The sequence below is a fragment of the Microcoleus sp. w2-18bC1 genome (assembly GCF_036700365.1).
Lineage (GTDB): Bacteria > Cyanobacteriota > Cyanobacteriia > Cyanobacteriales > Microcoleaceae > Microcoleus.
Genome location: NZ_JAUBOS010000069.1, coordinates 12599 through 32924, shown reverse-complemented (window position 1 = coordinate 32924; position 20326 = coordinate 12599). Strand labels below are relative to the sequence as shown.

Genomic DNA, 20326 nt, shown 5'->3' with positions numbered 1-20326 from the left:
GTCGCTAATTTAGGATGATTGCATTTACGTCATACAGCCTAGTTACACAAAGGCTTTAATTGTTTTTGGAGATGTCTTTAGGACACAGACCGTGCTTTCTACCTACGGAATACCTGTATTTTATCAATAGAAATATGCCGTTAATTCTCCTGACAATCCTTTTGCCGGGATCAAAGTTTTTTATCAATATTTATACTGTGTTGTTTTTGTTTTTAACTGCTCGATTGCCAGGTCTAAACTAAGCAATAATCTTTTAGGAAAATTGTCACGAACAAAAAACGGTTATTAAAGCAATCACGGTATATGAATAATTGTCAAAAGCGGCGTATAAAAAATATAAGAAAACCCCAAATTTCACAAACAATGTGAAAAAAAAGGCGAAGAAAAGGGTTGCCAACAGGTGAATAAAAGTTTCAATCAAAAAAATGATCGGCGCAAAAGCGACAAAATCGAGTATAATATAGTATTGCTAAATTGAGTCGCAGTTCAGAAATACTGTTGAAAAACTAAATTTATTGAAATAGACAGGTGCAAATTGAGGATTGAAGGCGTACCCAAATTGACTAAATATTTGCTGATCGGTTCCACAAAAGCTTACAGTGGCAAGTCTGCCATCGCCCTGGGGATGGCACTCGGACTCCGGGACAAGGGGCTGGCCGTCGCCTACGGCAAACCTCTGGGAACCTGTTTCAGCTCGCCAGGAGCTGGGATCGAGGAGGAAGACGTGCGGTTCGCGGTAGAGACGCTGAAGCTCTCAGAAAGTCAGATGCCGTCAACACTGCTGTATTTGGATGAAGAGACGGTTCACAAGCGTTTGCGGGGAGAAGACAAGGCAGATTACCGCCAGTCTTTAGCACAATATTTGCAAGCTCCCAGCGGAGACTTGGTGCTGTTAGAAGGCCCAGCTAATTTGGAGGAAGGCAGTCTGTTTGACTTGTCTTTGGTTCAAGTCGCTGAGGCAGTTGATGCCTCTGTGTTGTTGGTAGCCCGCCCGATCGATCTGTATGTAGACGATTTGCTGTCGGCTAAACAGCGTTTGGGTTCGCGGTTGCTGGGGGTGGTACTCAATGACGTTCCCTCGGACAAACTCGAATCCGTAACGGCGACTGTGCGGCCTTTTCTGGAGGCTGCGGGTATTCCAGTTTTGGGAATGTTGCCGAGAAGTGCTTTGCTGCGAAGTGTCAGCGTCAAAGAATTGGTGCACCAATTGAAAGCTGATGTGCTCTGCCGTAAAGACCGTTTGGACTTGATGGTGGAAACCTTGACAATTGGCGCGATGAATGTTAGTTCTGCTCTGAAGTATTTCCGCAAAGCGAGAAATATGGCGGTGGTGACGGGGGGCGATCGCACGGACATTCAGCTAGCGGCTCTGGAAAGCTCGACTCAGTGCTTAATTTTGACAGGCCACTTGCCTCCTTCTCCCCTGGTGATTGGCAGGGCAGAAGAAATGGAAATTCCGGTTTTGTCTGTTGATTTGGATACCTTAACCACGGTGGAAATTATCGACAGCACCTTTGGCAGCGTGCGCCTGCACGAACCGATCAAGGTGGAATGCGTTACTCAGCTAATGGCAGAACATTTTGATCTTGATGGCATGATGGCATCCTTGGGCCTGAGCGATCGAGTCCATTAATAAGAGAGCCGGAGCTGAGGGAAGAAGGTATTCAGCAGAGAGAATTTTTTGTTTAAATAAATAAAAAGCTAAAATTCTTAAATTCTCAATTTTTCTTGAATTCTACCTTGAACTCCGGCTGCCGAATGTCTTGAGACATTCTGCCTTCTGGCTTCCTCAAATCAGCCGCTCCTCTAGTCTGATCTGGTAAATCAGCAATTCTTAACTTCTTTTTGGCGGCAATGGCTAGTGAGTCTGCTAAAATCCACAACGTAGTTTTATTTAATTTAATAAATTCTTTGAGTCAATCAATTGAGCTACCCAGAGTAGATGATTTTTTACAAGAACTTGCGGCGATCCAGCAAACCGGCTCCAAGCGGATTGCTCTTTTGGGTTCTCGCCACGTTCCTATTACCCACCAGCAGCTAATTGAGATGCTGAGCTACGCCATAGTTCTGGGAGGCAATCAGCTCATCACTTCTGGCGCTACAGGCACCAATTCAGCCGCAATTCGGGGGGCAATGCGAGCAGATCCTAATCTGCTGACGGTGATTTTGCCACAAAGTATGAGTCGCCAGCCCCGGGAGTCTCGCGACCAACTCGAACAAGTGATACATTTGGTAGAAAATCCCAAAAATGATAGCTTGTCTCTCCCGGAAGCAAGCGCCATGTGCAATCAGGAGATTATTTCTCGCTGCCAGCAACTGATCTGTTTTGCTTTTCACGAAAGCCACACTTTGCTGAAAACTTGCCAGGATGCGGAGGAACAGCGCAAGGTAGTTACTCTGTTCTATTTTGATTGAACTGCGAGGCGGATGATGCTGTTGGGATTGCCTGTGTCGGTTATTCTGCTTGATTGTATTGCTGCTGCGGCTGCGCTGGTTTACGCACCGTTTTTGGTGGTTGCCGTCGCCCGCTTGCAGCTAGGCTACGATCAAGCAGCCCCCCGCGCTATGTTTGAGAGGTTGCCTGCTTACGCTCAACGGGCAACTTGGGCTCACCAAAATTCGTTTGAGACGTTTATGCTGTTTTCAGCCGCGGCTTTGATGGCTTTTGTGACGGGGGTAGATTCGGAACCGGCAGGTTGGGCTGCGATCGCTTTTACGATCGCCCGGTTGTTGTTTTCGGTTTTCTATATTCTGAATGTGCCGCTGGGGCGATCGCTCATGTTTGCGATTAGTTCTTCTTGCACTGTTTCTTTATTCTATTTCAGTTTGATGACTGTTAATAGCTAATTGTCAGTAGTTATTGGTTATTGGTTATTGGTTATTGGTTATTAGTTATTGGTTAGTTGTTAATGCCCAATGCCGTGTTTGGCTAATGCCGTGTTTGGCCAATTACCAATTACCAATGCCCAATGCCCAATGCCCAATGCCCAATGCCCAATGCCCAATTCCCTATTACCCATTACAAATTACTAATTTATGGCTGCTAGTTATTCCTTTGATATTGTCAGCGATTTCGATCGCCAAGAATTAGTCAATGCTGTTGACCAAACAACGCGAGAAATTCAAAGCCGCTACGACTTGAAAGATACCAAAACCACTGTAGAATTGGGCGCTGAAGCAATTACTGTCAATACCGACAGCGAATTTACTCTCGATGCAATTCACACTGTTTTGCAAACTAAAGCCGCCAAGCGCAATTTGTCTCTGAAAATTTTTGATTATGGGAAAATTGAAGCTGCTAGTGGTACTAGAGTACGCCAAGAAATCAAACTGAAAAAAGGGATTGACCAGGAAATTGCCAAGAAAATTACTAAATTAATTCGAGATGAGTTTAAAAAGATTCAAGGCTCGATTCAAGGTGATGCAGTGCGCGTTTCTGCTAAGGATAAGGATGATTTACAGTTGGTAATTCAACGCTTGAAGCAAGAAGATTATCCCGTGGCTTTGCAGTTTACAAATTACCGCTAAATTGGATAGTTTCTATGGGCTTCAGTCCTCATACGTGGTGACCAATCAGGACTAAAGTCCTGACTTCAAACAAGTTTTTATCGACTTAATATTAAATATCTAAACCCGTGACTGTTAAGTCGGGAGGATGTTCGACCACAAACTGGTAATATAACTCTTGCTTTGCTTGCGGCGGCAGAGACATTATCCATTCTAGCAGCCCCATTTCACCTGCTACTATCTTCGGATTAGTGAGAGTAGATCGCACTTTAATTTGTTCATTGCGGCTGACTGGCAATTGCTCTTTTAGTGTCAGGTGTACCTGCACCTGCTGCAAGTTAGTCACATTTAAGCGATAAGCGTAACTCATGCGCCGCTGCTGGCCGATCAGTTTTTTATCTACTTGTCTTTCCACTAACTCCCGCTCTATTTTTAACCGTTCATCAATTCCTAAATTAACTTTATATTCTTGGCCGGGGGAAACATTTTCTAACTGCACACTGCCGACAAAAGTGTTATCGCGAAAGATATTTGCTTTACCGGGCAGAAGAGTTGCACCTGTCAGCGGATTTACAACAACTGCTTGCAAATAGGCAAAACTGACTAATCGCGGGACGGCTATATATTCAGGTTTAAACGGATAATTTTCGCTGAAAATAGTGACTTTGTGCGGCGTGCCGTCGCTGGGAATGTTGGTATTTCCGCCTACTTGAAATGACACAGTGCCGCCTTCTATCGATACTTGTGCGATCGCGGTTTGAGCTGCTATGGATTCGGGTGCGGCAGCAGCACCGTCCCCAGCCATCATTGCAAATTGTGCCTCGGTTTCCATCTCTAATTCCATATAGTCTCTTTCCATTTCTGCTCCCGCAGTCGCTCGGGTGGGTTTCATCAAAATTTGTCGGGATCGAGCTGATCTTGGGTGAACAATATCGATAAACCAGGGTTGGAGTTTTGGTGGCAAAGTTCCCATTCCGGGTTTAGCTGTGGATAAAGTCAGCGCTACTCCCGTCCAATCTTCCCCTGTATTTTGATTGACTTCGGCTAGGTAATTGAGATTAATTTGGTTGTTGGTAGTGTTGACTCGCAAGTCGTAAAGGGGAGTCCAATTTGCTCGCCTTACTACATAGGAAACTTCTAGTTCAAAATTGCCGCTGCCACTTGGTTCGATGGCGACAATGATGTTAAAACTTTGCTGGGAATCGGGACTTTGTACTTGCCACAACTGCTGCCGTAAAGCTTCTATTTGATTGTCTAATTCTTGCTGCTGTTTTTCGTGTTGGGCGATCGCACTTACATATTTTAGGTAATTAGTTCCTAAAAAGTTGAGCAATTCGCCAGTGTCGTTTAAACCTACCTGCTGTTTGGCGATGCCACTGGAAAAGAAACCAACGCTTTTTTCGCTCAAACCTTCCACAAATTTGAGTTGAATTTTCCGGGCGGTTATTTTGTCGTTAATTCCCCGTCTTTGGGTTTGTAACTCTTGAATTTGTTGGGTTAATTCGGCAGTGCGATCGCCCACTGGTTCGGTGCTAAATACTGTTTCGGTTCGCACTCCCAGCAATCGCACTGCAACTGTACCCGCACCCGTGGCCCTGACTGACTCTGTTTCGAGAGTTGCGGGTACAGAGGCGATCGCCAATTCTTGCTCGTTTCCCATCAGAGATACCGTACCGCGACGCGTCACCAAAGCGCGATCGGTGTAAACTGTAACTTTGGATATGCTAGTATTTAGTGTTTTAATGGTATCAGAATTAAGTATTTCTGAGTCAGTCATTGTTAGTTGCTCCTATTTAATAACCGTTTAGTCGATCGTGCATTTTGCAAAGTAGTTTATTAATCAAACTCAGAAGTTATTGGATTATCTACAACGGGGGGGGCCGGGTTTACGAGATCATTAGTTTTATACATTGATAGTTGGTCAAACCTGCCCCTACAGTTTGATGTTCAAAATGCTAGCGCGGGGGTGGGCAGGTTTATGAGATCGTTAATGTTAGGCATTAATAGTTGATAAAACCCGCCCCGTGGGTTAATTTTAGCTCAGTGGCTCGATTCCTGCCAAATCCAAAATTTGAGGAATTAAATCTTCTCGTTTGACGGCCATCATGTGAACTCCTTGACAAATCTGCCGCGCTAGCTTGACTTGTTCGGCAGCAATTTTTATGCCTTCCTGCAATGGTTCTGGAGATTTTGCTAAACGATCGATCGTCTCTTGTGGGATGTGAACTCCCGGCACGTATTTTTTAATAAATTCAGCATTTTTAGCTGATTTAAACAAAAATATTCCTGCTAAAACTGGCTTGTTGCAGCCTGCAGCAACGTGGTGCATAAACTTATCCAAAACTTCAAAATCGGTAATTAATTGACTCTGAAAAAACTGTGCTCCAGCCTCTACTTTTTTCTCAAATCGACTTTGCAAACCAGACCAACTGGGGCATTGCGGATCGACGGCAGCACCGACAAATAAATCAGTAAATCCGTCTGTTAAAGGTTTGTCATTCCAGTCTAAGCCGCCGTTCATTTTTTGAATGACTTGTAACAGTCGTACTGATTCAAAGTCGAATACACTTTTTGCTTTAGGATGGTCGCCCGCTTTGACGGGATCACCTGTAAGTGCTAATATATTGCGTATGCCTAAAGCGTGGGCTCCCATGAGATCAGCTTGCAGACCAATTTGATTGCGATCGCGACAAGCAACTTGACAAATTGGCTCAATTCCGTGCTGCACTAAAATCGCCGAAACTGCTAGGGGACACATTCGCAACACTGCGCGACTTCCGTCTGTGACATTAATGGCGTGAACTCTGTTTTTGAGGCGTTCAGCCATTTGAATCGTGTGAGTTATGTCGCCGCCTTTTGGTGGGGCAACTTCGGCGGTAATTATAAATTCTCCGGGGGTGGTGCAGGCTGTGCGAAAACGGTTCATAGTTATTCCAAGGAAGAAGACACGACACTGATTTTGACACGGATACACGGATTAATTATCGAGGGTTCCTTCTGAGGGTGAAGGAACAAAACCCTTCGACTTACTTCCCTTCGGCTACGCTTTGCATGATTTGTTCAGAGTAAAAAGAAGGAAGAAGGAAGACTAATTAGGCAGAGAATAACCGAAAGCTGTTTTAACCTTAGTTAGAGTTTGATTCGCAATAGCTTCTGCTTGTTCTCTTCCGCGACGTAGTACAGACTCTAAATATCCCGGATCGTCCATTATTTCCTTGTATTTATCCTGAATTGGTTTGAGGGCATTAATTGTCGTCTCTGTCAGCAAGGGTTTAAAATCTCCCCAACCCATGTTTTCACACTCCGCTGCTACTTCTTCCTTAGATTTGCCGGAAAGTAGGAGATAAAGTGTCAGCAAATTTCTAGCTTCGGGGCGATCGGGGTCGTCAAATGTCAAACCCCGCACGGCATCGGTTTTGCAGCGCTTGATTTTTTTGGCGATCGCATCTGGCGAATCCAATAAATTAATTCGACTTTGTTCGGAAGGGTCAGATTTCGACATTTTGCGCGTGCCATCTGTCAAACTCATCACCCTCGCACCGTCAGGCCGAATTAACGGTTCTGGAAGTTTCAATACTGGCTTTTCGGATGTGCCGAATTGGTGATTTAATCTGATGACAATATCGCGGGTGAGTTCCAAATGCTGTTTTTGGTCTTCTCCCACTGGCACTTTGTCGGCATCGTAAAGCAAAATGTCTGCTGCCATTAACACGGGATAATTTAGCAAGCCTGCATTGACATTTTCACCTTGTTTAATTGCTTTTTCTTTAAACTGAATCATATCTTCGAGCCAGTTAATCGGCGTAATACAGTTGAGCAGCCATGCTAGTTCTGTGTGCGCCGAGACGTGGGATTGCACGAAAATAGTAGAATATTCTAAGTCGATGCCGCAAGCTAAATACAGTGCGGCGATCGTGTAAGTGTCGGAGGCGAGAGTTGCTGGATTGTGCGGTGCGGTAATTGCGTGCAAATCGACTACGCAGAAGTAATTTTCGTACTGACTTTGATTTTCTACCCAGTTGCGAATGGCACCGAGATAATTGCCGAGGTGAAGATTGCCGGTTGGCTGAACTCCAGAAAGAACGCGCTGTTTGCCCATGAGGAAAGAATAGAATTGAACTCACATTTCTATATTGACACGTTATTTCAATTTCAGAGCCTCTAATTTTCTGGCGGTTGACTGTTGAGTGTTGACTGCTGACTGCTGACTGTTGACTGTTGACTGCTGACTGTTAACTGCTGACAACTAACAACTAACAACTGACAACTAACAACTGACAACTGACCAATTACCAATCTGTCAGCAACCTTGCTTTCCGCAAAATAAATGTCAGAACAGTTTCTTCGCCCGTAATAATATCGGCTCTGCCTTCCATTCCCGATTGAATCAAATACTGGCGGGGCACATTAGCCGGGGAGTTTCCGAAGAATTGACCGTTGGTGGATTTGAGTTTTGTTAAATAAGTTTGTTCAGGCTTAATTGCCACTTCGTAATAAGCTGTACCTAAATTATTAGTGGGATTTTGAGGGGCGATCGCATCTGGGGCGATTTCGCTGACGGTTCCTTTTAATGTGCCGTAATCGGGGAAAGGCAAAGCCGAAATCCTGATCTGTACGGGTTGGCCGATTTGGATGCGGGCGATGTCTTGGGATGTCACCTTGGCTTTGACTACCAGGGGTACGTCGCTGGGCACGATTTGGGCGATCGCACTGCCGGCTTGTACGGTTTGACCAGTATTTCGTACTTCCAATCTGAGAATTGTACCATCCGTGGGCGTGCGGATCACGCTATTTTCTAGTTTTAACTCAATTTGATTGAGTTCTTTTTTAGCTTGAATTAATTGTTGTTGAATGGACGATCGCTTGACGAGCAAAACCCGCCGACTTCGGCCCAGTCTCTCGGCGACATCCGGCAGCGATGTGGCGAATTTAACTAAAGCGGATTCGATTAATTCCTGTTGGGCGGAACTTTCACTTTCGATGCTTTTAAATTGAGCGCTGGCCAAAATTTGGTTTTCTAAGTCGCGCAGTTGCTGGTTGATTTGCTGTGCTGCTGTTTGAGACTGATTAATGATTTCTTGTAACTGCTGTTGTTGAGCGCCCAAACGCGAAGAATCTACAACTGCGATCGCATCTCCTTCTTTTACTGTCTGATTCTCGCTGACAGCAATGCTTTCGACGGTTCCTTCGGTGGCGGCTTGCACGACGCGCACTTCTCCGGCTGGACGGACGATCGCGTCTGCTTTGACTGTAGCGCTGTATTTGGTGACGCTAGCGAGGGCAATCACCCCGCCAAAGGTCGCCACCATCAAAATGCCACCCAAAGTCGTCCAGCGGCTGACAGGGGGCAAAAACTGGTCGTTATCAAAGGTTTCAGCGGGTGTGGCTTCGGGAGTCAGAGACATGGCGGCTGGGGGAGAGGGGTATAGTTTGGAGTTTGGAGTTTTGAGTTGGAGAGGAGGGAGAAATCGCTGATTTGTTTTGTCACTTTTATGATCAGCTTTCCGGAAACCAAGTACCGGTTTAGAAGTCTAAATCAAAATTCACAGGGTAAAGGTAAAAATCCGCACAGCTTTGCCGTTCCCACCCACAAACTTCGCCAAATATGAAAAGGAGTGAAGCCAGCGGGCTACAGTCCTGAAAATACGGCGTTTCCACCATGAGTTTTGGCACTGTTACCGGGTTTTTCCTGTATGCGTAGGTAGTAAGTAAGTACATAGGTATTAATAGGAGTTATTTATGTCAAAAAATCAACCAGCTTCACTCTTCATCGAAGTAACCGATGGAGAATCTGCTACTGTCAACGGTGGCAACATTACCAGCGGTGTTAGCGGTGCTAAAAGCAACAGCAAGACGGATAACAGCAGCCGCGAGGGTCTCACTATGCTGTTTTTCCTGCCGCAGCCTAGCCAGCTTTATCTGTACGATCCGAGCCGCGATCGCGGTTACAAAACCCTAGTGGTTTAGATAGCTGAGTCAAGTTGTGCGATAAAGTGAATTTTGAAAATTTATCCGTAGTATTCCGGATGTCGTACAGGACTACAAGAAGTATTACTCAGTATTTACACAAGAATCTAGAAATTAAATAATATTTCTAGTTTCCCTTCAATTTTATTAAGTTAAACGGAGTCAAATCATGAAAGAAGCAAAGGACAATTCACTGTTTGCTGAACTCACCCCTGAAGAATCAGCTAGCGTCAACGGCGGTTACTATTATGCCAATCGATACAATTGTCAGCGGCAGCGGCGCAGTTGGGTCGTGTACCGCCGGAATTGCGACGGTTCATACAGAAGAGTAGTCCGCTACGCCTACTACTAAATTTTAGTGCTAGTCAATTCAGATCTATAACTGTGGAATCGAGAAAGCACCCATAACTTTATGGGTGCTTTTTGCTGATTGGGTAGTTGGTGATGAGTAATCTTCTTTATGCTCTACCATTATTCATTTTGCAAAATGTTAAAGAACATCCCTTTGATCGGCAAAATGCCATTATTCGGACAAGTTAACAGGTTTAAGAAATATCAGGTTGTTCTCCAGCAGAGCGAAGAAGATTGCGGGGCGGCTTGTTTGGCTTCGATCGCGAAATTTTACGGACAAAATTTTACTATTAGCCGCTTGCGAGAATGTGCAGGCACCGGTCAAAAAGGGACGACTCTGCTGGGCTTGAAACAAGGTGCTGAGGCGATCGGCTTTAATGCTCGATCGGTGCGAGCCGCGGCTGCTATTTTAGACCAAATTGAGGAAGCGCCTTTACCGGCAATTATTCACTGGAGCGGTTATCACTGGGTTGTTTTGTACGGAAAGCAGGGCGACAAATATGCGATCGGCGATCCCGCTGTCGGTATACGCTATGTTTCCAAAGAAGAATTAGCAGCAGGTTGGACAGATTGGCTGTGCTTGCTAGTAGAACCCGATGCTGAGCGGTTTTTTGCGGCCGCAGAGGGCCAACCGCCCGCCAATTCCTTACAAAAATGGATGCGCCGGATTGGGATTTATCGCCCGATTTTAATGGAAGCATTTTTGCTGAATGTGGTGTTGGGTTTGCTGTCGATTTCTTCGCCTTTTCTCGTTCAACTGCTCACCGACGACATCCTGGTGCGGGGCGACAGACAACTCCTGGCGAGTGTGGCGATCGCAGTTATAGTTATGAACCTTTTTAGCAGCAGTTTAGGATTGGTAGAGTCGAACTTAATTGCTCAGTTTTCCCAGCGCTTAGAATTGGGATTGGTGATGGAATTTGCGCGCAAATTCCTGCGATTGCCTTTGAGCTTTTACGAAACCAGACGCAGTGGCGAAATCGTCAGTAGATTACAAGATATCCAAGAAATAAATAAATTAGTTTCTCAAGCCGCTATCAGCTTGCCTAGTCAATTTTTTATAGCTGTAGTTTCTTTTATTTTTATGTTATTTTACAGCAAAGAGCTGACTTTGGCAGCTACAGCTATAGCTCTCTTAATGACTGCCTCTACAGTGGTATTTCTGCCCGTATTGCAGCAAAAAACGCGCAGTTTATTTGTACTGGAAGCAGAAACTCAAGGCGTTTTAGTAGAAACTTTTAAAGGTGCGCTGACGGTCAAAACTACTACCAGCGGTCAGCAACTTTGGGAAGAATTTCAAACCCGCTTCGGTCGCTTAGCAAAGCTCACTTTCCGCACTACACAAATTGGCATTCTCAACAATATATTTTCAGGTTTTGTTGCCTCTGCTGGCAGCATTACTCTGCTGTGGCTTGGTAGCGGTTTGGTGATTGACAAGGTATTGAGTATAGGTCAGTTGCTAGCGTTTATTAGCATGAATCAAAATGTTACTACTTGGGTAAATTCGCTAGTAGGATTTACTGATGAGATGACTCGCGTGCAGACAGCTACTCAACGGCTGTCGGAAGTTATCGATGCTGAACCGGAAACTAAAGACGATACGAATAAACCTTTTGTAACTATTCAAGACCGCGACGGTATTGTTTGCAAGAGTGTTAATTTTCACTACCCCGGTAGACTTGACTTGCTGGAAAATTTTTCTGTCACATTTCCCGGCGGTCAAGCAATTGCTTTGATCGGCTATTCCGGCTGCGGAAAAAGTACGCTAGCTAAAGTAATTGCTGGTCTGTATCCGCTGCAATCTGGTAATATTAGAATTGGCGGTTACAACTTGCAGGATTTGTCTCTCGACAGTCTCAGACAGCAGGTAGTATTGGTTCCTCAAGAAGCGCATTTTTGGAGCCGTTCGATTCTCGAAAATTTTCGTTTGGGCAGTCCAGATATCAGCTTTGAACAGATTGTTAAAGTTTGCAAAATTGCGGGGGCGGATGAATTTATCAGCCAATTGCCTGATAAATATCAAACTGTTTTAGGCGAGTTTGGAGCGAATATTTCTGGCGGACAAAGACAAAGATTGGCGATCGCCCGCGCAATTCTCAACAACCCTCCCGTATTGATTTTAGACGAATCTACCGCAGGGCTTGACCCCGCAAGCGAAGCGGAAGTCTTAGAAAATTTGTTGATGTACCGGCACGGGAAAACGACGATTTTTATCAGTCACAGACCGCGAGTGATCGATCGCGCCGATTGGATTATCATGTTAGAACGCGGCCGATTGAAACTGCAAGGGTCTGCTGCAAAATTGCGATCGATTCCAGGAGACCATTTAGAGTTTTTGCATCCTTGAACGAGTTAATAAAACGACAGGTTGAAATCTGTCGCGACACAAACAACACCCGGCTGCGCGGTTCGACACCGAGTCAATCGATTTTAGATTAAAGATTAAAGATTAAAGAATTGAAGCATTGACCCCACGGATAAATTCGGGGGGCAAGTTTCATCGGAGACAAGTTTTTTATTTCTGGGTCCTGAGTCTGCTTTCGGAATGAATCCGGGGGCTTGTATCCTGGATGCTTTCGGTCAACACTCAACAGTCAACAGTCAACAATCATTTCGCTCGTACAACCGGAATTGAGATCACTCATGACTAATAACTTCTCTAAGGAATGAGAATTAAATAACTTCCACTCTTGAAAGTGGGATGGGCGTCCCGCCCGTCCAAAAAGGACGGGCGGGACGCCCATCCCACAATAACAATTAAAATTGTAAGTTATTTAATTCGCGATCCTAAGATTCTTGAGCCAAAGTACATCGATCACACAATCCGAAAAACTCCAAAGTGTGATAATAAATCTTGAAAGAATGAGATTGTTGTAGTTGGCTTTCTAAGTGGTGGACGGGGCATTCGTCGATCGTAATGGAGGTGCCACATTCCAGACAAGTTAAGTGATGTTGGTCTTGGTGGGCGGCACCGTAGAGAGATTCTCCACTAGCAAGCGTTCTGACCTGAACGAACCCCTCTCGCTTTAAACCGTCGAGGGAGCGGTAAACTGTTGCTAGGCCCATGCTGTGGTCGCTGTTACGCAGTTCTAAGTAAATATCTTGCGCTGAGAGCGATCGATTCAAGTGCTTGAGCAAGTGTAAAATACGCTCCTGACTGCGGGTGCGGTTGGTTCTCATAATTTTTTTGTGTAATCTGCTAGAGTCAAATCAGTCCCTGTTTCTAGGCTATCTTACTTGGGCGAACCAAATGGCGATCGGCGCGCAGCTCGGTTGTAGAATACAATGGGGCTAACTTTCACATCACCTACCGCAACATTCCCGTGACTCAGAAATATCTTGCCCAAATCTATGTTACCCTCCGCCCTTCGGTTTTAGATCCCGCCGGCACTGCCGTACAGTCTGGTTTGCAACACATGGGATACGACAATGTTGAGCGTGTGCGAATCGGGAAGTACGTTGAATTGACGCTGACTGCTGCTGGTGAGTCGGAGGCCCGCGAACAACTCGATCGCGTTTGCGACCAACTTTTGGCTAATCCAGTGATTGAAAATTATCGCTTTGATTTGACTGAAATTCCTGTTGCTGTGGAGACAGCGGCGGCATAAATGCGATCGCCCGTAGGGTGTTTTTAAAGCCGGAGATCCCCCCTAACCCCCCTTAATAAGGGGGGGACAAGAGGGTTTTGAAAGTCTTTGTTAAAAAGCGGGGACAAGAGCATTCAAAGTCTTCGTTAAAAACACAAGAACTACAACGACTCAAAGTCCCCCTTCTTAAGGGGGATTTAGGGGGATCGAGACTTCGATACAAGGGAGAAAAACATAAGATTTTAGTCTTATGTTGACACCTCTTCCTGACATCCGTTACATCCGTTACATCCGTTACATAATCCGTTGCCGAACTTCCTTCTTCCTTCTTCCTTCAGCTTATGAAATTTGGAGTTATTGTTTTTCCGGGTTCAAATTGCGATCGCGATGTGGTATGGGTGACTCAAGGGTTACTCCACCAACCAACTCGCATGATTTGGCACGAAGATACCGATATTTCGGATATTGATATCATTGTAATTCCCGGTGGTTTCAGTTATGGAGATTATTTGCGGTGCGGCGCGATCGCCCGTTTTTCTCCGGCGATGCGGGCTACTGCGGAACACGCTAAACAAGGAAAGCTTGTATTAGGCATCTGCAACGGTTTTCAGGTGTTGACTGAAGCTGGTTTGTTGCCAGGTGCTCTGGTGCGGAATGCGGGATTAAATTTTATTTGCGATCGCGCTTCTTTGAAAGTCGAACGCGGTAATACTCGTTGGACTGCGGCTTATACTTCCGGTGAAATCATCGATTTGCCGATCGCCCATGGTGAAGGCAACTATTATGCTGATGCGGATACATTAGCAGAGTTAGAAGACCACGAACAAGTGCTGTTTCGCTACTGCACAGAGGCGGGCAAAATTAGCGATGCTGGGAATCCCAACGGTTCGTTAAATAATATTGCCGGTATTTGCAATCGGGCGGGCAATGTGTTAGGAATGATGCCGCATCCTGAACGGGCATCCGATCCGATCTTGGGCGAAACTGATGGGATAAAATTATTTCAAGGGTTGTTAATGGCAAGTGTTGCTGCTGTTTTGTAGTCGATATTTGTCGATATTTGGGGTGTCTATAATTTTATGAACAGGCAAGATGCCTGTTCCACAGTAGATTAAATTTGTTGTGGGGTGGGCATCTTGCCCGCCCAAAATCAACAGGCAAGATGCCTGTTCCACAACAGATTAAATTCATCTACAAATAGACATCTCCAATAATTACTGTGGAACAGCCATCCTGCCTGTTCTTGACAAGCTTTAACTGGTTCCCAGGCTCAGCCTGGGAACCTATATCCAGAGGCTCTGCCTCGCTTTAAAGCGACGCACCTACCCAATTAAAAATGCTAAAATGATTTGAAAGTCAATACATCGGAGAACAGTCCTATGCCTTCACCTTTTCCTGGAATGGACCCCTACTTAGAACACCCCGATTTCTGGCAGGAAACTCACAATCGATTGATTATCGCGATCGCGGATACCATCATGCCTCAAATTCGCCCTAAATATGAGGTGGCAATTGACAAACGCATCTATGAAATTACCGATCTAAATGAAAGTAACGACGAGTCTCTTTTAGTAGGTATCCCCGATGTCGCGATTAAGCGTCAATCTAATAACCCGAATATTCCTACAGGTTCAGTTGCCACTGTAAGTATAACACTTCCGACTACCGTTAAAGTGCCTGCTCCTGAAAAAATTAAACAGACTTACTTGGAAGTGCGAGAAATGGCAACGAAACAAGTTGTCACTGCAATTGAGATTCTTTCTCCAGTGAACAAACGTAGTGGAGAAGGAAGAATTACTTATCTCAAAAAACGCCAGAGTATTTTAGGTAGCTTAACCAATTTAGTGGAAATCGATTTACTACGAAAATGGGAATCTATGCCCATTCTTGATAATTCTATTCAAAGCGATTATCGGATTTTAGTCAGTCCCAGTAATCGCCGTCCGTTTGCCGAACTTTATGCTTTTAATCTCCGCGATTCTCTACCTATATTTCCGCTTCCCTTGCGTGAGGAAGATGTAGAACCTATTGTTAATTTACCAGAAATATTTGCAGGTATTTACGATCGCGCTGGCTATGATTATCGGATCGACTATAATCGAGAACCCGTAACGTCTTTATCGGAAGAAGATGGGGTTTGGGCAACCCAAATTTTGCCAGAAAAAGAACTTCGAGATAATTAATTATATTTTACTTTATATTCTAGGGTGCGTCGCGATCGACAATCTCTAAATTAACTTGAAATTTTCGCAGCGACGGACTAAACGGCAGCCGACAAGATATAATTACTACCAACTTTTAAAAAGAGGAATATTTATTTTATGCCACTAATGGACTTAGCTAATTTTAAAACTAGGGTAATTGGATGCAGTGCGGTGATGGCTATTGGACAAGTTATTTCAAATGCGATCGCCAATCCGGCAACTCAAGCAGCAGCGGGTATGATCGGCGGCCCGATCGCACTTGGGGGAGTTTCTATTTTAGCAGCGATTGCTGGTAGTCTCGCTGAGACTATGGCCGCTGATGAACTGGCAAATCGGATGACGGAAGGGTTGAGCAAAAATCCGAGGATTCTCGATAATCACGATTTGATTAAGGCGGCGGGTGAGGCGATCGGCTATATTTTGAGAGAGGTTGCGAAGTCCGATCGCCTAATTGCGATCGCCGAAACCAAAAATTTGCCTTATCCAGAAACAGCACTCAGTCAATTAGCCGAGAAAACTCCTGAATACTGGCTGGATATTAACACGAATACAGCCGATTTGTCAAGGGGTTTAAATATTTCCGAAGACCAGTTAACCAAGATTTTTTCTGCGGATGCGGAGGAGTTCGATCGAGTTACGGGATTTACAACGGCAGATTGGGCAACTTTCCTCAACGAATTCGCGGCCAGCGAGGGCAAATCCTTCGATGCGGAAATTGTGGAATTTGTGGCGGACAAGCTGTACGCAACTTTCCCGAAAGCGTACCGCGAAGTGCTGAAACTGGATGCGGCGAAGGGAGGAGAAAAGTTTGCCGCGATGCTGTTGAATCTGCACCAACTTGCTTTGGCACAACTCAAAGAGTTGGGGCTGCGAAATGGGGAAATTCTGGACAAATTGGAGGCGGTGGCAACTGGGCAGCAGATTTGTCAAGTGATGGGGAAATTGGAATCCATAGAAATTGGCATCCGATCCGATTTGGCGCAAGTTCAGAATTTGCTGGAACGATTTGTTGATACTTCCGCGCCCCGATTGCCGCTTCCCTACGAGTGCGAAACGATTATTGCCGACCGGACTCAAGACTTTACCGGTCGCCGATTTGTATTTGAAGCAATTGCCGAATTCTTGCAGAAAAATCCCAAAGGATATTTTGTTTTAGAAGCAGATCCGGGTGTCGGGAAAAGTTCAATCATGGCAAAGTTAGTGCTGCTGATGAAGCGGCGCTGTGTAGTCCATTTTAACTCGCAATCTCAAGGCACGGTTAAGGCAAAGCAATTTCTGGAAAATGCCTGCACTCAGTTAATTCAAGCCTTTAAACTGGATTACCCAAAATTGCCCGAAAATGCAACTACAGATGGCAATTTTTTCAGTCGATTGTTGGGGGAAATCAGTGCTAAATTGGGCGGGAAAAAGTTAGTTTGTGTTGTGGATGCGCTCGATGAAGTCGATCGGAGCGATCATGGGCGGGGCAGCAATGTCCTCTATTTGCCAGATGCTTTGCCGGATAATGTTTATTTTATTGTCTCGAAGCGACCGGAATCTCTGCCTTTGCCAAATCATCAGGTTTTTGATTTGATGCAGTACAGTGCAGAAAGTTTGGCGGATGTCAAGCTTTATATTGACAAACGCACCAGCAACAGCGCGTCAATTCAGAGTTGGATTAACCGGCAAAATTTGCAGCGAGATCAGTTTGTGGCGGCGGTGGCGGAAAAAAGCCAGAATAATTTTATGTACCTCCGCTATGTGCTCAATGATATCGATAGCGGCAAGTACAGCGATGTGACTTTGGAAGATTTGCCGAGGGAGTTGGAAGGATATTATGAGAAGCATTGGGCGCGGATGGAAATGGCGGTTAAAGATAAAGAATTGCGCCGCCGCAAGTTGAAGGTGATTTATTTGTTGACAAAAACTCGTAAGCCTGTTTCCTGCGATATTTTGGCGGATTTTGCTGAGGAAGATGCTTTAGATTTGCAGGAAGTTCTGGATGATTGGGAACAGTTTCTGCGCCGTAGCAGCGACACTCCCCCAGATTACAGTATCTATCACGCGAGTTTCCAAAGATTTCTGCATCGTAAGGATGTAGTGCAGAAAGCTGGGGTTTCGCTGCGGGATATCGAAACGGCGATTTCTGATAATTTGTGGGAGGATTTGTACGGCGATGGGTAAGTTTAAAGAACGGTTGGGGAAAATGTCGCCGCAAAAGCGGCTTTATGCTTTGGAAACTCTGCCGGGGCATTTGGCGGAGAGTGTTCAAGGGGAACGGCTGCATCAGTTGTTGACGGATTTTGATTTTATTGAGGCGAAGTTGGATGCGATCGGGGTACAAGCGTTAATTGAGGATTACGATTTGGCGAGGGTTTCTGATGTTTTGTTGTCGGAGGGGCAAGGGAAAATGCTGAAGTTGATTCAAGGGGGAATTCGGAAGTCGGCGCACGTTTTGGATAGCGATAAAACGCAATTGGTTGAGCATTTGTGGGGAAGGTTGCTGGATTTTGAAGTGCCCCAGATTCAAGGGATCTTGGAACAGGCGCGGCAATCGAAAGATAGTGTATGGCTGCGGCCTTTGAGGGGTAATTTAGAACGGGCAAATGAAGGAGCGCTGCGGACACTTGCCGGTCATAGTGACTCGGTAAGAGCAGTGGCGATCGCACCAGACGGAAAAACAGCGATTTCCGCTTCAAGGGATCAAACGCTGAAAATCTGGGACACCGAGAGTGGCAGGGAACTGAGAACCCTCACCGGTCATACTGACTTTGTAAATGCAGTGGCGATCGCACCAGACGGCAGAACCGCGATTTCCGCTTCAGATGATCGAACCCTGAAAATCTGGGACACCGAGAGTGGTACTGAACTGCGAACCCTCACCATTCATCCTTCCTTGCTAAATCTAATGTACATAAATGCAGTGGCGATCGCACCCGATGGCAAAACCGCGATTTCCGCTTTATCGGATAACACCCTGAAAATCTGGGACACCGAGAGTGGTACCGAACTGCGAACCCTCACCGGTCATACTAGCCAGGTACTAGCAGTGGCGATCGCACCCGACGGCAAAACCGCGATTTCCGCTTCATGGGATAACACCCTGAAAATCTGGGACACCGAGAGTGGTACCGAACTGCCAAATCTCACCGGTCATACTAGCGGGGTAAATGCAGTGGCGATCGCACCCGACGGCAAAACCGCGATTTCCGGTTCATGGGATAACACCCTGAAAATCTGGGACACTGAGAGTGGTACCGAACTGCGAACCCTCACCGGTCATACTGAGTCGGTAAATGCAGTGGCGATCGCACCCGATGGCAAAACCGCGATTTCCGCTTCCGCTGCTGACGATAACACCATGAAAATCTGGGACACTGAGAGTGGTACCGAACTGCGAACTCTCACCGGTCATACTGAGTCGGTAAATGCAGTGGCGATCGCACCAGACGGTAAAACCGCGATTTCCGCTTCAGATGATCGAACCCTGAAAATCTGGGACACCGAGAGTGGTACCGAACTGCCAAATCTCACCGGTCATACTGAGTCGGTAAATGCAGTGGCGATCGCACCCGATGGCAAAACCGCGATTTCCGCTTCATCGGATAACACCCTGAAAATCTGGGACACCGAGAGTGGTACCGAACTGCGAACCCTCACCGGTCATACTGAGTCGGTAAATGTAGTGGCGATCGCACCCGATGGCAAAACCGCGATTTCTGGTTCATCGGATAACACCCTGAAAATCTGGGACACCGATAGTGGTACCGAACTGCGAACCCTCACCGGTCATACTTACGGGGTACTAGAAGTGCCGATCGCAGCACTAGCAGTGGCGATCGCACCCGACGGCAAGACAGCGATTTCCACTTCAAGGGATGAAACCCTGAAAATCTGGGACACCAAGACAGGGACTGAACTTAGAACCCTCACCGGTCATACTGAGTCGGTAAATGCAGTGGCGATCGCACCCGACGGCAAAACAGCGATTTCTGCTTCACACGATAGAACCCTGAAAATCTGGGACATCGAGACAGGCTCGGAACTCAAAACTCTCACGGGTCACAGTAACTCGGTATATAAAGTGGCGATCGCACCAGACGGAAAAACCGCGATTTCCGCTTCAGACGATAAAACCCTGAAAATCTGGGACACCGAGACAGGCACCGAACTATTAACCCTCACAGGTCATATTAACTCGGTAAATGCAGTGGCGATCGCACCTGACGGCAAAACCACGATTTCCACTTCGGATTACGCCCTGAAAATTCGGGATTTGCTTAGCGGTAAAGAGGTTGCTAGTTTCAGCGGAGAGTATAGGTTTGTTTGCTGTGCAATCGCCCCTGATGGAGTGACAGTTGTAGCGGGCGATGATTCGGGCCGGGTGCATTTCCTGCGATTGGAGGGAGTTAGCGGCGGGGGATAATCCAAGAAACCGGGTTTTTGCCCGAATCTGTGGGTTGTACCGAAGTATTTCGGAAAAAACCCGGTTTCTGGGGCCTCGCGATCGGGTTTTTTGTGGATGGGCGATCGGGTTTTTTGTTGATTGGGGCGATCGAATTTTTGTGTGGATCGGGCGATCGAATTTGAGAGAAATGTGCGATCGGGCAATAAGTTGTTAACCAATAAGTGATTAATGGGAACCCGATTAGTGCGATCGTTACTTGTTTCTCGGATTCTATCAGATTCAAAAAGATTGTGAGTAAAATAAACGGGGTTTGCGTCAGTTAT

At 45.9% G+C, this 20326-nt stretch carries 18 protein-coding genes; 12 read left to right on the top strand and 6 right to left on the bottom strand.

Features of this window, described 5'->3' with window-relative positions; genetic code table 11:
* The first annotated feature begins 535 nt into the window (after positions 1 to 535).
* The 4 genes from QT979_RS24435 to QT979_RS24420 all read left to right on the top strand — a co-directional run bounded on the left by QT979_RS24435 (position 536) and on the right by QT979_RS24420 (position 3528).
* Positions 536 to 1633 carry a phosphotransacetylase family protein gene (locus QT979_RS24435; RefSeq protein ID WP_333311938.1) on the top strand — a complete coding sequence of 366 codons (1098 nt, stop codon included), beginning with the start codon at positions 536 to 538 and terminating at the stop codon, positions 1631 to 1633.
* 278 nt (positions 1634 to 1911) lie between these two features.
* Entirely contained in the window at positions 1912 to 2415 is a 504-nt protein-coding gene (locus QT979_RS24430; RefSeq protein WP_190744281.1) for a DNA recombination-mediator protein A, read from the top strand.
* Between the two features lie 15 nt (positions 2416 to 2430).
* Positions 2431 to 2847: an MAPEG family protein gene (locus QT979_RS24425; protein ID WP_333216482.1), complete on the top strand. Its 417-nt coding sequence runs from the start codon at positions 2431 to 2433 to the stop codon at positions 2845 to 2847.
* A gap of 189 nt (positions 2848 to 3036) precedes the next feature.
* The gene (locus QT979_RS24420) at positions 3037 to 3528 is read left to right on the top strand and encodes a YajQ family cyclic di-GMP-binding protein (protein WP_333216466.1); all 492 of its coding nucleotides are present in this window, start codon (positions 3037 to 3039) and stop codon (positions 3526 to 3528) included.
* A gap of 91 nt (positions 3529 to 3619) precedes the next feature.
* On the opposite strand, the gene QT979_RS24415 is transcribed toward QT979_RS24420, so the two are convergent.
* From QT979_RS24415 to QT979_RS24400, 4 genes are all read right to left on the bottom strand, one after another.
* Positions 3620 to 5284 carry a mucoidy inhibitor MuiA family protein gene (locus tag QT979_RS24415; RefSeq protein WP_333216467.1) on the bottom strand — a complete coding sequence of 555 codons (1665 nt, stop codon included), beginning with the start codon at positions 5282 to 5284 and terminating at the stop codon, positions 3620 to 3622.
* Between the two features lie 258 nt (positions 5285 to 5542).
* Positions 5543 to 6433, bottom strand: coding sequence for a methylenetetrahydrofolate reductase (locus QT979_RS24410; protein WP_333216469.1), 891 nt, complete (start codon positions 6431 to 6433; stop codon positions 5543 to 5545).
* Positions 6434 to 6595: 162 nt separating this feature from the next.
* Positions 6596 to 7606, bottom strand: coding sequence for a tryptophan--tRNA ligase (gene trpS / locus QT979_RS24405; RefSeq protein WP_333216471.1), 1011 nt, complete (start codon positions 7604 to 7606; stop codon positions 6596 to 6598).
* 190 nt (positions 7607 to 7796) lie between these two features.
* Positions 7797 to 8912 carry an HlyD family efflux transporter periplasmic adaptor subunit gene (locus QT979_RS24400; protein WP_333216473.1) on the bottom strand — a complete coding sequence of 372 codons (1116 nt, stop codon included), beginning with the start codon at positions 8910 to 8912 and terminating at the stop codon, positions 7797 to 7799.
* Positions 8913 to 9246: 334 nt separating this feature from the next.
* On the opposite strand from QT979_RS24400, the gene QT979_RS24395 reads away from it, so the two are divergent.
* The 3 genes from QT979_RS24395 to QT979_RS24385 all read left to right on the top strand — a co-directional run bounded on the left by QT979_RS24395 (position 9247) and on the right by QT979_RS24385 (position 12172).
* Positions 9247 to 9474 (top strand): secretion protein HlyD, encoded by a 228-nt coding sequence (locus tag QT979_RS24395; RefSeq protein WP_333311937.1) that lies wholly within the window; start codon positions 9247 to 9249, stop codon positions 9472 to 9474.
* Positions 9475 to 9643: 169 nt separating this feature from the next.
* Positions 9644 to 9826, top strand: a complete 183-nt coding sequence (locus QT979_RS24390) for a hypothetical protein (protein WP_333166282.1) — start codon at positions 9644 to 9646, stop codon at positions 9824 to 9826.
* Between the two features lie 135 nt (positions 9827 to 9961).
* On the top strand, positions 9962 to 12172 hold the full coding sequence (locus QT979_RS24385; protein WP_333311936.1) for a peptidase domain-containing ABC transporter: 2211 nt from the start codon (positions 9962 to 9964) through the stop codon (positions 12170 to 12172).
* Between the two features lie 440 nt (positions 12173 to 12612).
* Here the strand turns inward: QT979_RS24385 and QT979_RS24380 are convergent, their stop codons facing one another.
* Positions 12613 to 13005 (bottom strand): Fur family transcriptional regulator, encoded by a 393-nt coding sequence (locus tag QT979_RS24380; protein ID WP_333216460.1) that lies wholly within the window; start codon positions 13003 to 13005, stop codon positions 12613 to 12615.
* Between the two features lie 143 nt (positions 13006 to 13148).
* Between QT979_RS24380 and purS the strand changes: the two genes are divergently transcribed.
* The 5 genes from purS (at position 13149) to QT979_RS24355 (ending at position 20021) form a co-directional block, all read left to right on the top strand.
* Positions 13149 to 13433, top strand: a complete 285-nt coding sequence (purS, locus tag QT979_RS24375; RefSeq protein ID WP_333042010.1) for a phosphoribosylformylglycinamidine synthase subunit PurS — start codon at positions 13149 to 13151, stop codon at positions 13431 to 13433.
* Between the two features lie 320 nt (positions 13434 to 13753).
* Positions 13754 to 14455 carry a phosphoribosylformylglycinamidine synthase subunit PurQ gene (gene purQ / locus QT979_RS24370; RefSeq protein ID WP_333311935.1) on the top strand — a complete coding sequence of 234 codons (702 nt, stop codon included), beginning with the start codon at positions 13754 to 13756 and terminating at the stop codon, positions 14453 to 14455.
* A 336-nt stretch (positions 14456 to 14791) separates the two neighbouring features.
* Positions 14792 to 15595 (top strand): DUF4058 family protein, encoded by an 804-nt coding sequence (locus tag QT979_RS24365; protein WP_333311934.1) that lies wholly within the window; start codon positions 14792 to 14794, stop codon positions 15593 to 15595.
* Between the two features lie 138 nt (positions 15596 to 15733).
* The gene (locus QT979_RS24360; protein ID WP_333311933.1) at positions 15734 to 17779 is read left to right on the top strand and encodes an ATP-binding protein; all 2046 of its coding nucleotides are present in this window, start codon (positions 15734 to 15736) and stop codon (positions 17777 to 17779) included.
* Positions 17772 to 20021 carry a hypothetical protein gene (locus tag QT979_RS24355; RefSeq protein WP_333311932.1) on the top strand — a complete coding sequence of 750 codons (2250 nt, stop codon included), beginning with the start codon at positions 17772 to 17774 and terminating at the stop codon, positions 20019 to 20021. Before QT979_RS24360 ends, QT979_RS24355 begins: the two co-directional genes overlap by 8 nt.
* On the opposite strand, the gene QT979_RS24350 is transcribed toward QT979_RS24355, so the two are convergent.
* Entirely contained in the window at positions 20005 to 20286 is a 282-nt protein-coding gene (locus QT979_RS24350; protein ID WP_333226409.1) for a hypothetical protein, read from the bottom strand. The two genes, QT979_RS24355 and QT979_RS24350, sit on opposite strands and share 17 nt — an antisense overlap.
* Between the last annotated feature and the right edge of the window lie 40 nt (positions 20287 to 20326).